A 13,393-nucleotide genomic window follows, 5' to 3' on the forward strand; every position below is an offset into this window, starting at 1 on the left:
GGGTTCTTTATGGCTGACATAACCTTGATTAGTGGCAGTACGCTTGGCAGTGCTGAATATGTTGCTGAACATTTAGCGGATAAATTAGAAGAAAGTGGGTTTTCTACAGAAATACTTCATGGTCCAGAGTTGGACGAACTTACGCTGAATGGCCTGTGGTTAATAGTGACATCCACCCATGGTGCCGGGGATCTTCCTGATAACTTGCAGCCATTATTAGAACAGCTCGAACAACAAAAACCTGATTTATCCCAAGTACGATTTGGAGCGGTTGGTTTAGGCAGCTCAGAATATGACACTTTCTGCGGTGCAATCATAAAACTGGATCAACAATTGATCGCACAAGGAGCCCAACGTTTGGGTGAAATATTAGAAATTGACGTCATCCAACATGAAATACCAGAGGATCCAGCAGAGATTTGGGTCAAAGATTGGATTAATTTACTCTAATTAGCTCAAAGATCACGCGAACGAATGTGTATAACTATGCTTAAAAGCAGGGTAAAACCAGTAGATATCCACATAACAACCTTGATGCAGACAAGTGCCTGTGTATAACATGCCATTTAGATCCCAGCTTATACGCAATAGGATCACTGGTCATTCACAGCAAACGATCCTCCTTAATTACATGATCTTTCATGTGAATAATCACTTATCCACAGAGGATCGTGATCCTAATAAGAGATCTAATAAAGAGATCTTTAAATAAAAAGATCTTCTTTTAATTAAGGGCGATCCTAAGCCACTTGGTCGATCGTCTAAACTTGAGTAGAATCCCCCACCCCAGGGCAAACACAGAAATTCGCATAACGGCGAGGTGCAGTACCATGTTTTATCCAGATCAATTTGACGTCATCATCATCGGTGGTGGCCATGCAGGCACCGAAGCTGCAATGGCCGCAGCACGCATGGGACGTCAGACCTTATTGCTGACGCACAATATCGATACACTGGGACAAATGTCTTGTAATCCAGCGATCGGCGGTATCGGTAAGGGGCACTTGGTCAAAGAAATTGATGCTCTGGGTGGCCTGATGGCGAAGGCAACAGACCTTGCAGGGATCCAGTTTAGGATACTAAACGCCAGCAAAGGGCCAGCGGTAAGAGCAACCCGCGCTCAAGCTGACCGTGTTCTGTATCGGCTAGCGGTACGTACAGCATTAGAAAATCAACCTAACTTGATGATCTTCCAGCAACCTGTTGAAGATCTCATTGTTGAAAATGATCGTGTCGTTGGCGCTGTCACACAAATGGGCCTGAAATTCCGTGCCAAAGCGGTGGTGCTAACCGTTGGTACATTCCTCGATGGTAAAATACATATTGGGCTAGAAAATTACAGTGGTGGCCGTGCCGGAGATCCCCCTTCGATCTCACTATCACAACGCTTACGTGAACTACCTTTGCGGGTAAATCGCCTTAAAACGGGTACCCCACCACGTATCGATGCGCGAACTATTGACTTTAGCCAATTAACACCTCAGTTAGGTGATACGCCAATTCCAGTATTCTCTTTCCTGGGAAATGCTGAGCAACATCCTGAACAAATGGCTTGTCATATCACCTACACCAATGAAAAAACGCATGATGTGATCCGCAATAATCTGGATCGCAGTCCAATGTACGCAGGGATCATCGAAGGGATCGGCCCACGTTACTGCCCATCGATCGAAGATAAAGTCATGCGCTTTGCTGATCGTAATTCACATCAGATCTTCCTCGAACCAGAGGGGTTAACCAGTAACGAGATCTACCCGAACGGTATTTCTACCAGTTTGCCTTTCGATGTACAGATGCAAATTGTCCGCTCGATGAAAGGGCTGGAAAATGCACGTATTATTCGTCCCGGCTATGCTATCGAATATGATTTTTTTGATCCCCGTGATTTGAAACCGACTCTGGAAAGCAAATATATTCAGGGCTTGTTCTTTGCGGGACAAATCAATGGCACAACGGGCTACGAGGAAGCTGCGGCCCAAGGGCTGCTTGCAGGGCTTAATGCGGGCCGTTTTGCCAACGAGGAGGACGGATGGTCACCTCGGCGTGATGAAGCTTACCTTGGCGTGCTGGTGGATGATTTAAGCACACTCGGCACTAAAGAACCGTACCGCATGTTTACCTCCAGAGCTGAATATCGTTTGATGCTGCGCGAAGATAACGCTGATCTACGCCTGACCGAAACAGGCCGTAAATTGGGATTAGTGGATGACATCCGGTGGGCACATTTCAGTCAAAAAGTTGAACAAATTGAAAAAGAGCGCCAACGGCTGCGTGATATCTGGGTGCATCCGCATTCTGAGAATGTTTCAGAGATCAATGCGCTGTTGAAAGCGCCTTTGTCCAAAGAAGCCAACGGAGAAGAGCTACTGCGTCGGCCTGAAATAGACTATCGTTTGTTGACTTCTTTGACATCATTTGGTCCAGCGTTGACAGATCCACAATCTGCTGATCAAGTTGAAATTCAAGTCAAATATGAAGGGTATATTACTCGTCAGCAGGAAGAGATCGAAAAACAACTACGCAACGAAAATACCTTATTGCCAGTTGATCTCGATTATCAGCAAGTCTCAGGTTTGTCGAATGAAGTCATTGCCAAATTGAATGACCATAAACCAAGTTCAATTGGTCAGGCATCCCGAATTTCAGGTATTACCCCCGCGGCAATATCTATCTTACTGGTCTGGCTGAAAAAACAAGGTTTGTTGCGCCGCAGTGCGTGACGATTAAACGTTTGCCTGCATTCTGAATTTTATGGTCAGGCAAGCACAGCAAACATATTCAATCCATGACCATGCTGGATTATCATTTTGCCTATTGACCCATTTATATGCTGACTGGGCATTTTCTGGTCAGAGGATACCCTTGTGTTAAAAAAATTAGACTATTTGCTTACCGTTGCTGGCATTACGTTACCCGATCAGCAAAAACATCAGTTGATTGGCTATGTAGAGCTGTTAGACAAGTGGAATAAAGCTTATAACCTGACATCTGTTCGTGATCCGCAGCAAATGTTAGTGCGGCATATCCTTGATAGTATTGTGGTTAATCCGCATCTGCAAGGCAGCCGATTTATCGATGTCGGAACTGGGCCAGGCCTTCCTGGTATTCCTTTGGCTATCGTGCGCCCTGATGCGCATTTTACTTTGTTGGATAGCCTGGGTAAGCGAGTTCGCTTTCTACGTCAGGTGCAACACGAGCTGGGGTTAAATAACATAGAGCCAGTTCAGAGCAGAGTTGAGGCGTTTACCTCAGAACCGCCATTTGATGGTGTGATAAGCCGTGCATTTGCATCTTTACAAGATATGCTCTCGTGGTGTCACCACTTGCCAGCTAAGCCTGAAGGGCGTTTTTATGCGCTTAAAGGGGTTCGGCCTGATGATGAGTTAGCGGTTCTACCCGAAGAAATTGTTCTTGAGTCGGTGATAAAACTGGACGTTCCCGAATTGGATGGAGAGCGGCATTTGATTATTCTTAAGTCAAACTAACTTTGCTTTTTATCAAAAAAAGGCAACAAATTATTAGTAGTCGTTAGTAAAATTATTAAGTTCATTGTTTCCAGCATGGGGAGATCTTTATTTGCCCACTGTTGTTTAGGAAAATTATATTTCACCTTTTTTTACAAAAAAAGAGGTAAAAGTGAGCATAACAATATCGTAAGCAGCTAAATAGTCACTTTAGTAATTACTTTTGTTGGCTATCACTCTTTTTATGTCTCTTGATTGTTATTAAATTATTATCTGAAATGTCAATGGTAAGTTTTCACTAAGTAGATAAGTTGTTTTAGAAAGAGTTTTAATTTAACATTATGATTTATAAAATATTTTAAAGGCTCTTTTCGTTAAAGACAAAGCAAGGCTTTATAGGTTATAACTCGTTTTCTTTTTATTTATGTGATGAAATTCACGTTTCTATGACTATTCTTGGAATAGTAAGACAATTAAATGAGAGCTTTATTCCGAGGCTTTTCTTGTGAAAATAAGCCTAAAGAATAAAATTTAAATAATTGTTCACCTTTTCGCTACTTATCGATTGAATTCGTTTGAGTGGCCCGTATAATTTGCTCGTTTTTCGCTGCTTGACTCAATGGGAGAAAGGCAGTTTCATACCTCACTCAGCATACCCTGGTGTGGTTCGGAGAGAACAAACGTCATGCCTGTATCCCTTTACAGTGGGAAAATTGCACGAAAGTTACTGTTTTTGCAGTTAATGACTTTTGTTGTTCTCAGCGCAGTTTTTGGCTTTAAAAGCCTGGAATGGAGTGTTTCAGCTCTGGCAGGGGGGTTGGCAGCCTGGTTACCTAGTGCCATGTTTATGTTGTTTGCTTGCCGCCATCAGGCAAAAACAGCAGCTCCGGGTCGTGTTGCGTGGTCGTTTGCCATTGGCGAAGGGTTAAAAGTTATCCTTACGATAGCTTTACTGATTGTGGCGTTAGGGCTGTTTAAAGCCGCATTTGTCCCACTTGGTTTAACCTATTTATCGGTGCTGATTGTGCAGATTTTAGCACCAGCCGTGATTAACGGTCACCGTACTTAACAGTTATCGTATTTAACTACAACAAGGGTAAGAGGCATCATGTCTGCATCAGGAGAAATCTCTACTCCAAGGGACTACATAGGTCACCACCTGAATCACCTTCAGTTGGACCTGCGTACCTTTGAGTTGGTCAATCCCCACTCAACTGGCCCTGCAACGTTCTGGACGTTGAACATTGACTCTTTGTTCTTCTCTGTCGTGCTGGGGTTAGCTTTTCTGCTTGTGTTCCGCAAAGTTGCTGCAAGCGCCACCAGTGGCGTACCCGGTAAATTGCAGACTGCTGTAGAGTTAATTATCGGTTTTGTCGATAACAGTGTGCGGGATATGTATCACGGCAAAAGTAAAGTCATCGCACCATTAGCCCTGACAGTATTTGTTTGGGTTTTATTAATGAACATGATGGATTTACTGCCAATCGATTTACTGCCTTACATCGGTGAACATGTCTTTGGGTTACCAGCACTGCGTGTGGTACCTACAGCTGACGTGAGCATTACGTTGTCTATGGCATTGGGTGTTTTCATCCTGATTATTTTCTATAGCATTAAAATGAAAGGTGTAGGCGGCTTCACAAAAGAATTAACTATGCAGCCGTTCAATCACCCGATATTCATTCCAGTAAACTTAATTCTGGAAGGTGTCAGCCTGCTGTCCAAACCGCTTTCACTGGGTCTGCGACTGTTCGGTAACATGTATGCGGGTGAGTTGATCTTCATCCTGATTGCGGGTCTGTTGCCGTGGTGGTCACAGTGGATGCTCAGTGTACCTTGGGCTATATTCCACATACTGATCATTACGTTACAAGCCTTTATCTTCATGGTTCTGACGATTGTCTATCTCTCGATGGCATCCGAAGAGCACTGATTTTCTTATAACACTACTGCGTTTTAACTGAAATAAACTGGAGACTGTCATGGAAAACCTGAATATGGATCTGCTGTACATGGCTGCCGCTGTGATGATGGGTTTAGCGGCAATCGGTGCTGCGATCGGTATCGGCATCCTGGGTGGTAAATTTTTGGAAGGCGCTGCACGTCAGCCTGACCTGATTCCTCTGCTGCGTACACAGTTCTTTATCGTCATGGGTCTGGTTGACGCCATCCCTATGATCGCTGTTGGTCTGGGTCTGTACGTGATGTTTGCTGTCGCGTAAGTAGAGTTTTCTCTACGGTGAAACTACACCAAACTATTAACTTTTAAAGAGGCATTGTGCTGTGAATCTTAACGCAACAATCCTCGGCCAGGCCATCGCGTTTGTCCTGTTTGTCATATTTTGTATGAAGTATGTATGGCCGCCAATTATGGCTGCCATCGAGAAGCGTCAACAAGAAATTGCTGACGGTCTCTCTTCTGCAGAGCGTGCCAAAAAAGATTTGGACTTAGCGCAAGCCAATGCGACCGACCAACTGAAGAAAGCCAAAGCAGAGGCACAGGTGATCATTGAGCAAGCAAATAAACGCAAAGCTCAGATCCTTGATGAAGCTAAAGCAGAAGCTGAACAGGAACGTAACAAAATCGTGGCGCAAGCGCAGGCAGAGATCGACGCCGAACGTAAGCGCGCTCGTGAAGAGTTGCGTAAGCAAGTCGCGATGTTGGCTATAGCTGGCGCCGAGAAGATCATCGAACGTTCCGTGGATGAAGCTGCTAACAGCGACATCGTTGATAAACTGGTCGCTGAACTGTAAGGAGGGAGGGGCTGATGTCTGAATTTGTAACTGTAGCTCGCCCCTACGCCAAAGCAGCTTTTGACTTTGCTGTTGAGCACCAGGCGGTTGAGCGTTGGCAGAATATGCTGGCGTTTACTGCCCAAGTGACTTGCAATGAACAGATCGCTGAATTACTTTCCGGTGCTGTAGCGCCAGAGACAATGTCGACGACGTTTATTGCAGTCTGTGGTGATCAGCTCGATGAGCCCGCACAGAACTTCATTCGAGTTATGGCGGAGAATGGCCGTTTACTGGTTCTTCCTGAGGTGTTACAGCAGTTTATTCAACTGCGTGCCTCATTGGAGTCTACCGTCGACGTTGAAGTGTCCTCTGCGAGAGCACTTAACGACGAACAGCTAGCGAAAATTGCTGCTGCGATGGAAAAACGTCTGTCACGCAAAGTTAAGCTGAATTGCAAAATTGATAAGTCTGTAATGGCCGGCGTAGTAATACGTGCAGGCGATATGGTGATAGATGGCAGCGTTCGCGGTCGTCTTGAACGCCTGGCAGACGTCTTGCAGTCTTAAGGGGACTGGAGCATATGCAACTGAATTCCACCGAAATCAGCGAACTGATCAAGCAGCGCATTGCTCAGTTCAATGTAGTGAGCGAAGCTCACAATGAAGGTACTATTGTTTCCGTTAGTGACGGGATCATTCGTGTACACGGTCTGGCCGATGTTATGCAGGGTGAGATGATCGCACTGCCAGGCAACCGTTACGCAATCGCACTGAACTTGGAGCGCGACTCCGTAGGTGCTGTAGTTATGGGGCCGTACGCCGATCTTGCCGAAGGCATGAAGGTTAAATGTACTGGCCGTATCCTGGAAGTTCCTGTCGGTCGTGGCTTGTTGGGTCGCGTCGTCAATACTCTGGGTGAACCTATTGATGGTAAAGGTTCTATAGAAAACGACGGCTTCTCAGCTGTTGAAGCTATCGCACCTGGCGTTATCGAACGTCAATCCGTTGATGAGCCTGTTCAGACGGGTTATAAATCCGTCGATGCCATGATCCCAATAGGTCGTGGTCAGCGTGAATTGATCATCGGTGACCGTCAGACAGGTAAAACTGCACTGGCGATTGATGCGATCATCAACCAACGCGATTCCGGCATCAAATGTGTGTATGTTGCTATCGGCCAGAAAGCTTCTACTGTTGCAAACGTAGTGCGCAAGCTGGAAGAACATGACGCATTAGCTAACACCATTGTGGTTGTCGCTACTGCATCAGAATCTGCAGCATTACAGTATCTGGCACCTTACTCCGGTTGTGCTATGGGCGAATATTTCCGTGATCGCGGTGAAGATGCGCTGATTATTTATGATGACCTGTCTAAACAGGCTGTTGCATATCGTCAAATCTCCTTGCTGCTTCGTCGTCCACCAGGTCGTGAAGCCTATCCTGGCGACGTATTCTACCTCCACTCCCGTTTGTTGGAGCGTGCTGCGCGTGTAAACGCTGAGTATGTTGAGGCCTTTACCAAGGGTGAAGTGAAAGGTAAAACAGGTTCTTTAACCGCATTACCTATCATTGAAACTCAGGCAGGTGACGTTTCTGCGTTCGTTCCGACCAACGTAATATCGATTACCGATGGTCAGATCTTCCTGGAATCCAGCCTGTTTAACGCCGGTATTCGCCCTGCCGTTAACCCAGGTATCTCCGTATCCCGTGTGGGTGGTGCAGCGCAGACCAAGATCATGAAAAAACTGTCCGGTGGTATTCGTACCGCTCTGGCACAGTATCGTGAGCTTGCAGCGTTCTCCCAGTTCGCATCCGATTTGGATGATGCAACACGTAAACAGCTGAGCCATGGTCAGAAAGTGACCGAACTTCTGAAACAGAAACAATATGCGCCGATGTCGGTTGCACAGCAGTCTCTGGTTCTGTTCGCAGCTGAACGTGGTTATCTGGGTGATGTCGAGTTGGCGAAGGTGGGTAGCTTTGAAGCTGCACTGTTGGCATTTGCCGACCGTGAGCATGCTGAGCTTCTGCAACAAATCAACCAAACTGGCGCGTATAACGATGAGATCGAGGCCAAGCTGAAAGGCATCCTCGATACATTTAAGGCAACCCAGTCCTGGTAACGCTATGCGGTCCTGCTTTTCTTTAGGAAAGCAGGCCGTCTGGTAATGAGGAGAAGCAGAAATGGCCGGCGCAAAAGAGATACGTTCCAAGATCGCCAGCGTGCAAAACACGCAAAAGATCACCAAAGCCATGGAGATGGTCGCCGCCTCCAAAATGCGTAAGTCGCAGGAACGCATGGCGGCCAGCCGTCCTTATGCAGAAACAATGCGTAGTGTGATTGGTCACCTCGCGTTAGGTAATCTGGAATATAAACATCCGTACCTGGAAGAACGTGACGTTAAGCGCGTTGGGTATCTGGTGGTTTCGACAGACCGTGGCTTGTGCGGTGGTTTGAACATTAACTTGTTCAAAAGACTGTTGGCTGAGATGAAAGGTTGGTCTGAAAAAGGCGTTGAATGTGATTTAGCACTGATCGGATCAAAAGCAGCCTCTTTCTTTGGTTCCGTAGGCGGCAAGATTGTCGCTCAAGTGACTGGCATGGGGGATAACCCTTCGTTGTCAGAGCTGATCGGGCCGGTGAAAGTCATGCTACAAGCCTATGATGAAGGTCGTCTGGATAAGCTGTATATCGTCAATAACAAGTTTATCAACACAATGTCTCAGGAACCACGGATCATGCAGTTGTTACCTCTTCCGCCTGCGGAAGATGGCGAGCTGAAGAAGAAGTCCTGGGATTACCTGTATGAACCTGATCCTAAAGCCCTGCTGGATACACTCTTGCGGCGCTATGTAGAATCACAAGTTTATCAGGGGGTCGTTGAAAACCTGGCCAGCGAGCAGGCCGCGCGAATGGTAGCGATGAAAGCCGCCACCGATAACGGCGGTAGCCTGATCAAAGAGCTGCAGTTAGTTTATAACAAGGCTCGTCAGGCCAGCATCACTCAGGAACTCACCGAGATCGTCGGGGGAGCCTCCGCGGTTTAACCAGGTTATTACCCTAAATAGTTCAGATTGCGGGAAGGCGGCAACTGAGTAAATCCTCTGGCGCTTATAAAGTAAGCTATCGGAGTGAGATAAGGCAGCCAACGCCTCAGCAATTTGAAGTATGGCGGGTAAACGTATTACGTAGAGGATTCAAGATGGCTACTGGAAAGATTATCCAGGTAATCGGCGCCGTAGTGGACGTCGAATTCCCCCAAGACGCTGTACCAAAAGTGTACAACGCCCTTGAGGTAGAAGGCACAACTGAAAAGTTAGTGCTGGAAGTTCAGCAACAGCTGGGCGGTGGTGTTGTTCGTTGTATCGCAATGGGCTCTTCCGATGGTCTGAGCCGTGGGTTGAAAGTAATCAACCTGGAACACCCGATCGAAGTGCCGGTTGGTAAAGCGACCCTTGGCCGTATCATGAACGTATTGGGTGAACCAATCGACATGAAAGGTCCTATCGGTGAAGAAGATCGTTGGGCAATCCATCGCGAAGCGCCTTCTTATGAAGAGCTTGCCAGCTCACAAGATCTGTTAGAAACCGGTATCAAGGTTATGGACCTGATTTGTCCGTTTGCTAAGGGCGGTAAAGTCGGTCTGTTCGGTGGTGCGGGTGTAGGTAAAACAGTAAACATGATGGAGCTGATCCGTAATATCGCGATCGAGCACTCTGGTTATTCTGTATTTGCCGGTGTAGGTGAGCGTACCCGTGAGGGGAATGACTTTTACCACGAAATGACTGACTCCAACGTTTTGGACAAAGTATCCTTGGTCTACGGCCAGATGAATGAGCCACCAGGTAACCGTCTGCGCGTTGCACTGACCGGCCTGACCATGGCGGAGAAATTCCGTGATGAAGGTCGTGACGTACTGCTGTTCATCGATAATATCTATCGTTATACCCTGGCTGGTACGGAAGTATCCGCATTACTGGGTCGTATGCCATCAGCGGTAGGTTATCAGCCAACACTGGCTGAAGAGATGGGTGTGTTGCAGGAACGTATTACTTCCACTAAGACGGGGTCAATCACCTCTGTTCAGGCCGTTTACGTACCTGCGGATGACTTGACTGACCCATCACCGGCAACCACCTTTGCTCACTTGGATGCAACCGTTGTTCTGAGTCGTCAAATCGCCTCTCTGGGTATTTACCCAGCGGTTGACCCACTTGACTCTACCAGCCGTCAGCTTGATCCGTTGGTTGTTGGTCAGGAGCACTACGATGTAGCGCGTGGCGTGCAGTCTATTCTGCAACGTTACCAAGAGCTGAAAGATATCATCGCTATCTTGGGTATGGACGAGCTGTCAGAAGATGACAAACTGGTGGTATCCCGTGCGCGTAAGATTCAGCGCTTCCTGTCTCAACCGTTCTTTGTGGCTGAAGTCTTCACCGGTTCACCGGGTAAGTTTGTGTCGCTGAAAGATACCATTCGTGGTTTCAAAGGCATCATGAATGGCGACTATGACCACTTGCCGGAACAGGCGTTCTACATGGTCGGTACCATTGAAGAAGCAGTGGAAAAAGCCAAGAAACTGTAACGCTGTTGACTGGAGGGTGACATGGCTGCAATGACTTACCATCTGGATGTTGTGAGCGCCGAGAAGAAAATGTTCTCAGGCGTGGTACAAAAGATTCAGGTGACGGGTAGTGAAGGTGAACTGGGTATTTTCCCTGGGCACGCCCCACTGCTCACTGCCATCAAGCCTGGCATGATACGTATCGTTAAACAGTTCGGTGAGGAAGAGTTTATTTATCTTTCTGGCGGCATCCTTGAGGTGCAACCGAGTGTTGTGATCGTATTGGCTGACACAGCTATTCGTGGGCTGGATCTGGACGAAGCAAGAGCGCTGGAATCTAAGCGTAAAGCAGAAGCCCATATTAATAACTCCCACGGCGATGTCGACTATGCTCAGGCATCCGCTGAATTGGCGAAGGCGATTGCGAAACTACGCGTAATTGAGCTAACCAAGAAGGCGATGTAACGTTATATTTTGTATTGTTTATCTATCTGTGACTGCTTAAATGGTATCAGATAGAACATCACAAGGTTTTAAACCGCGGCGTTTAAACCATATGAAGTATAATGTTATTAAATAATAACGATAGAATGCCAGTCGGTGAAAATTGACTGGCATTTTTTTAATGCTTATACCACCCGGCATTGACTGTTTTATCCCTCATATACCCGTCGCCCTTCAATATGAAGGAGTGTTAGCTGCCCTTGCTCACCTCAGTCACTTAGTTATCTAAGTTCCTGGGATTTACCCGGTTGCTGCCTATCTGCATCTTGAAGTAACTAGGGTATATATGATGTTTAATTCTTTAAAACCCTCAACAAATCATAAGCCAGAGTTATAAAATTTCTTTCTTAAAAGCCTTGTTTCTTGTCGTAAAATAAGTAGTTAATAACCTAATTATGTGAATACATTCTGACAAGAAAACAGCAAAAAACGTCGTCGATCGCCGACACTTTTTTACGCATTTTTTGTTTATATGACAAGTCACTACAACCCTTTAGCCACGCGGATTGTGTACGTTTTTCGTTGAGAAATATGTAGTAATTATTTCGGTAAACAGGTTTACTTCCGTCTATTAAATTGGAGTTATCAGGTTGCTTATGTCTAACAGCTCAATGAGTGTAGTCATCCTTGCCGCGGGTAAGGGGACACGTATGTATTCCGACCTTCCTAAGGTGTTACACCCATTGGCCGGTAAGCCAATGGTTCAGCATGTTATTGATGCTGCTATGAAGCTAGGTGCACAACATGTTCATCTGGTTTATGGCCACGGGGGGGAGTTACTGAAGGAGACCCTGGCTGATCCATCTTTGAATTGGGTATTACAGGCAGAGCAACTGGGCACCGGGCATGCGATGCAGCAAGCAGCCCCACATTTTACTGATGATGAAGATGTTTTGATGTTGTATGGCGATGTGCCGTTGATCTCTGTTGATACGCTACAACGTCTGCTGTCCGCTAAGCCCCAAGGCGGGATTGGCTTGTTGACGGTAAAACTGGATAACCCAAGCGGTTATGGTCGTATCGTTCGTGAGAATGGTAATGTTGTTGGGATCGTTGAACATAAAGATGCCAGCGACGCACAGCGGGAAATCAACGAGATCAATACGGGGATTCTTGTCGCTAATGGGCGTGACTTAAAACGCTGGTTATCACTGTTGGATAATAATAATGCTCAAGGTGAGTTTTATATCACTGACATTATTGCGCTAGCGCATGCTGATGGTAAGAAAATTGCTACTGTCCATCCTACCCGCTTGAGTGAAGTGGAGGGGGTGAATAATCGCCTACAATTGTCTGCTCTTGAGCGCGTATTTCAGACTGAACAAGCCGAAAAACTATTGTTAGCGGGTGTGATGTTATTGGATCCCACCCGCTTTGATTTGCGCGGAGAATTAACTCATGGCCGCGATATTACTATCGATACCAATGTCATTATTGAAGGCCATGTGACTTTAGGTGACCGGGTGCGAATTGGTACGGGTTGTGTACTCAAAAATTGTGTTATTGGTGATGACTCAGAAATAAGCCCATATACCGTTTTGGAAGATGCCCGCTTGGATGCCAATTGTACTGTTGGGCCATTTGCTCGTCTGCGCCCTGGCGCTGAATTAGCTGAAGGTGCACATGTTGGTAATTTTGTTGAAATCAAAAAAGCACGTTTGGGTAAAGGCTCTAAAGCAGGCCATCTCTCTTATCTAGGTGATGCTGAAATTGGGGCTGGCGTCAATATTGGTGCGGGAACTATAACGTGCAACTATGATGGGGCTAATAAGTTTAAAACTATTATTGGTGATAATGTTTTTGTCGGATCGGATACTCAATTAGTCGCCCCCGTCACTGTCGCAAAAGGTGCAACTATTGGCGCGGGTACGACGGTCACCCGTGATATTGCCGAAAATGAGTTAGTCATCAGCCGGGTCAAGCAGGTTCATATTCAGGGATGGAAGCGCCCGGTAAAGAAAAAATAACGTTATTTAAAACGCCCTTCAAGGTGAGTAATGCTTCTTTGAAGGGATGTTTTGCCCTGTATTTTTGGTTTACTGATTGCTGCTGAAAATACAGTACAAAACATAATAATCCCCAACTCTACAGGCTCGGGGAGCCCGGAAAATCCGGTTCAATCAGG

General features: G+C 46.3%; 13 protein-coding genes. All 13 read left to right on the forward strand.

What is annotated here, in order from left to right:
* The first annotated feature begins 9 nt into the window (after positions 1-9).
* The gene (gene mioC, locus AC971_RS17620) at positions 10-450 is read left to right on the forward strand and encodes an FMN-binding protein MioC (protein WP_025381979.1); all 441 of its coding nucleotides are present in this window, start codon (positions 10-12) and stop codon (positions 448-450) included.
* Positions 451-830: 380 nt separating this feature from the next.
* Positions 831-2,720, forward strand: coding sequence for a tRNA uridine-5-carboxymethylaminomethyl(34) synthesis enzyme MnmG (gene mnmG, locus AC971_RS17625; protein WP_025381978.1), 1,890 nt, complete (start codon positions 831-833; stop codon positions 2,718-2,720).
* A gap of 144 nt (positions 2,721-2,864) precedes the next feature.
* Positions 2,865-3,485 (forward strand): 16S rRNA (guanine(527)-N(7))-methyltransferase RsmG, encoded by a 621-nt coding sequence (gene rsmG / locus AC971_RS17630; RefSeq protein WP_025381977.1) that lies wholly within the window; start codon positions 2,865-2,867, stop codon positions 3,483-3,485.
* 664 nt (positions 3,486-4,149) lie between these two features.
* Positions 4,150-4,533: a F0F1 ATP synthase subunit I gene (gene atpI, locus AC971_RS17635; RefSeq protein WP_025381976.1), complete on the forward strand. Its 384-nt coding sequence runs from the start codon at positions 4,150-4,152 to the stop codon at positions 4,531-4,533.
* Positions 4,534-4,572: 39 nt separating this feature from the next.
* Positions 4,573-5,397: a F0F1 ATP synthase subunit A gene (atpB, locus tag AC971_RS17640; protein WP_002228150.1), complete on the forward strand. Its 825-nt coding sequence runs from the start codon at positions 4,573-4,575 to the stop codon at positions 5,395-5,397.
* 49 nt (positions 5,398-5,446) lie between these two features.
* Positions 5,447-5,686, forward strand: a complete 240-nt coding sequence (atpE, locus tag AC971_RS17645; protein ID WP_000429386.1) for a F0F1 ATP synthase subunit C — start codon at positions 5,447-5,449, stop codon at positions 5,684-5,686.
* A 61-nt stretch (positions 5,687-5,747) separates the two neighbouring features.
* Positions 5,748-6,218 (forward strand): F0F1 ATP synthase subunit B, encoded by a 471-nt coding sequence (gene atpF / locus AC971_RS17650; protein WP_025381975.1) that lies wholly within the window; start codon positions 5,748-5,750, stop codon positions 6,216-6,218.
* Positions 6,219-6,232: 14 nt separating this feature from the next.
* Positions 6,233-6,766 (forward strand): F0F1 ATP synthase subunit delta, encoded by a 534-nt coding sequence (gene atpH / locus AC971_RS17655; protein ID WP_025381974.1) that lies wholly within the window; start codon positions 6,233-6,235, stop codon positions 6,764-6,766.
* Between the two features lie 14 nt (positions 6,767-6,780).
* Positions 6,781-8,322 (forward strand): F0F1 ATP synthase subunit alpha, encoded by a 1,542-nt coding sequence (atpA, locus tag AC971_RS17660; RefSeq protein ID WP_002220758.1) that lies wholly within the window; start codon positions 6,781-6,783, stop codon positions 8,320-8,322.
* 61 nt (positions 8,323-8,383) lie between these two features.
* A complete protein-coding gene (gene atpG / locus AC971_RS17665) occupies positions 8,384-9,247 on the forward strand; it encodes a F0F1 ATP synthase subunit gamma (protein ID WP_002220756.1) in 864 nt (287 codons plus the stop codon).
* A 155-nt stretch (positions 9,248-9,402) separates the two neighbouring features.
* Positions 9,403-10,785: a F0F1 ATP synthase subunit beta gene (gene atpD / locus AC971_RS17670; RefSeq protein WP_038402078.1), complete on the forward strand. Its 1,383-nt coding sequence runs from the start codon at positions 9,403-9,405 to the stop codon at positions 10,783-10,785.
* A gap of 21 nt (positions 10,786-10,806) precedes the next feature.
* The gene (locus AC971_RS17675) at positions 10,807-11,229 is read left to right on the forward strand and encodes a F0F1 ATP synthase subunit epsilon (RefSeq protein ID WP_002215546.1); all 423 of its coding nucleotides are present in this window, start codon (positions 10,807-10,809) and stop codon (positions 11,227-11,229) included.
* Positions 11,230-11,864: 635 nt separating this feature from the next.
* On the forward strand, positions 11,865-13,235 hold the full coding sequence (gene glmU, locus AC971_RS17680) for a bifunctional UDP-N-acetylglucosamine diphosphorylase/glucosamine-1-phosphate N-acetyltransferase GlmU (protein WP_025381972.1): 1,371 nt from the start codon (positions 11,865-11,867) through the stop codon (positions 13,233-13,235).
* Positions 13,236-13,393: the final 158 nt, after the last annotated feature.

Source organism: Yersinia similis (assembly GCF_001053095.1).
Classification (GTDB): Bacteria; Pseudomonadota; Gammaproteobacteria; order Enterobacterales; family Enterobacteriaceae; genus Yersinia; species Yersinia similis.

Bases quoted from the DNA above. Each gene is read 5' to 3' on its own strand.
- atpG (WP_002220756.1), top strand. From the start codon at position 8,384: ATGGCCGGCGCAAAAGAGATACGTTCCAAGATCGCCAGCGTGCAAAAC.
- atpI (WP_025381976.1), top strand. From the start codon at position 4,150: ATGCCTGTATCCCTTTACAGTGGGAAAATTGCACGAAAGTTACTGTTT.
- atpE (WP_000429386.1), top strand. From the start codon at position 5,447: ATGGAAAACCTGAATATGGATCTGCTGTACATGGCTGCCGCTGTGATG.
- glmU (WP_025381972.1), top strand. From the start codon at position 11,865: ATGTCTAACAGCTCAATGAGTGTAGTCATCCTTGCCGCGGGTAAGGGG.
- AC971_RS17675 (WP_002215546.1), top strand. From the start codon at position 10,807: ATGGCTGCAATGACTTACCATCTGGATGTTGTGAGCGCCGAGAAGAAA.
- atpB (WP_002228150.1), top strand. From the start codon at position 4,573: ATGTCTGCATCAGGAGAAATCTCTACTCCAAGGGACTACATAGGTCAC.
- atpA (WP_002220758.1), top strand. From the start codon at position 6,781: ATGCAACTGAATTCCACCGAAATCAGCGAACTGATCAAGCAGCGCATT.
- atpH (WP_025381974.1), top strand. From the start codon at position 6,233: ATGTCTGAATTTGTAACTGTAGCTCGCCCCTACGCCAAAGCAGCTTTT.
- mioC (WP_025381979.1), top strand. From the start codon at position 10: ATGGCTGACATAACCTTGATTAGTGGCAGTACGCTTGGCAGTGCTGAA.
- mnmG (WP_025381978.1), top strand. From the start codon at position 831: ATGTTTTATCCAGATCAATTTGACGTCATCATCATCGGTGGTGGCCAT.
- atpD (WP_038402078.1), top strand. From the start codon at position 9,403: ATGGCTACTGGAAAGATTATCCAGGTAATCGGCGCCGTAGTGGACGTC.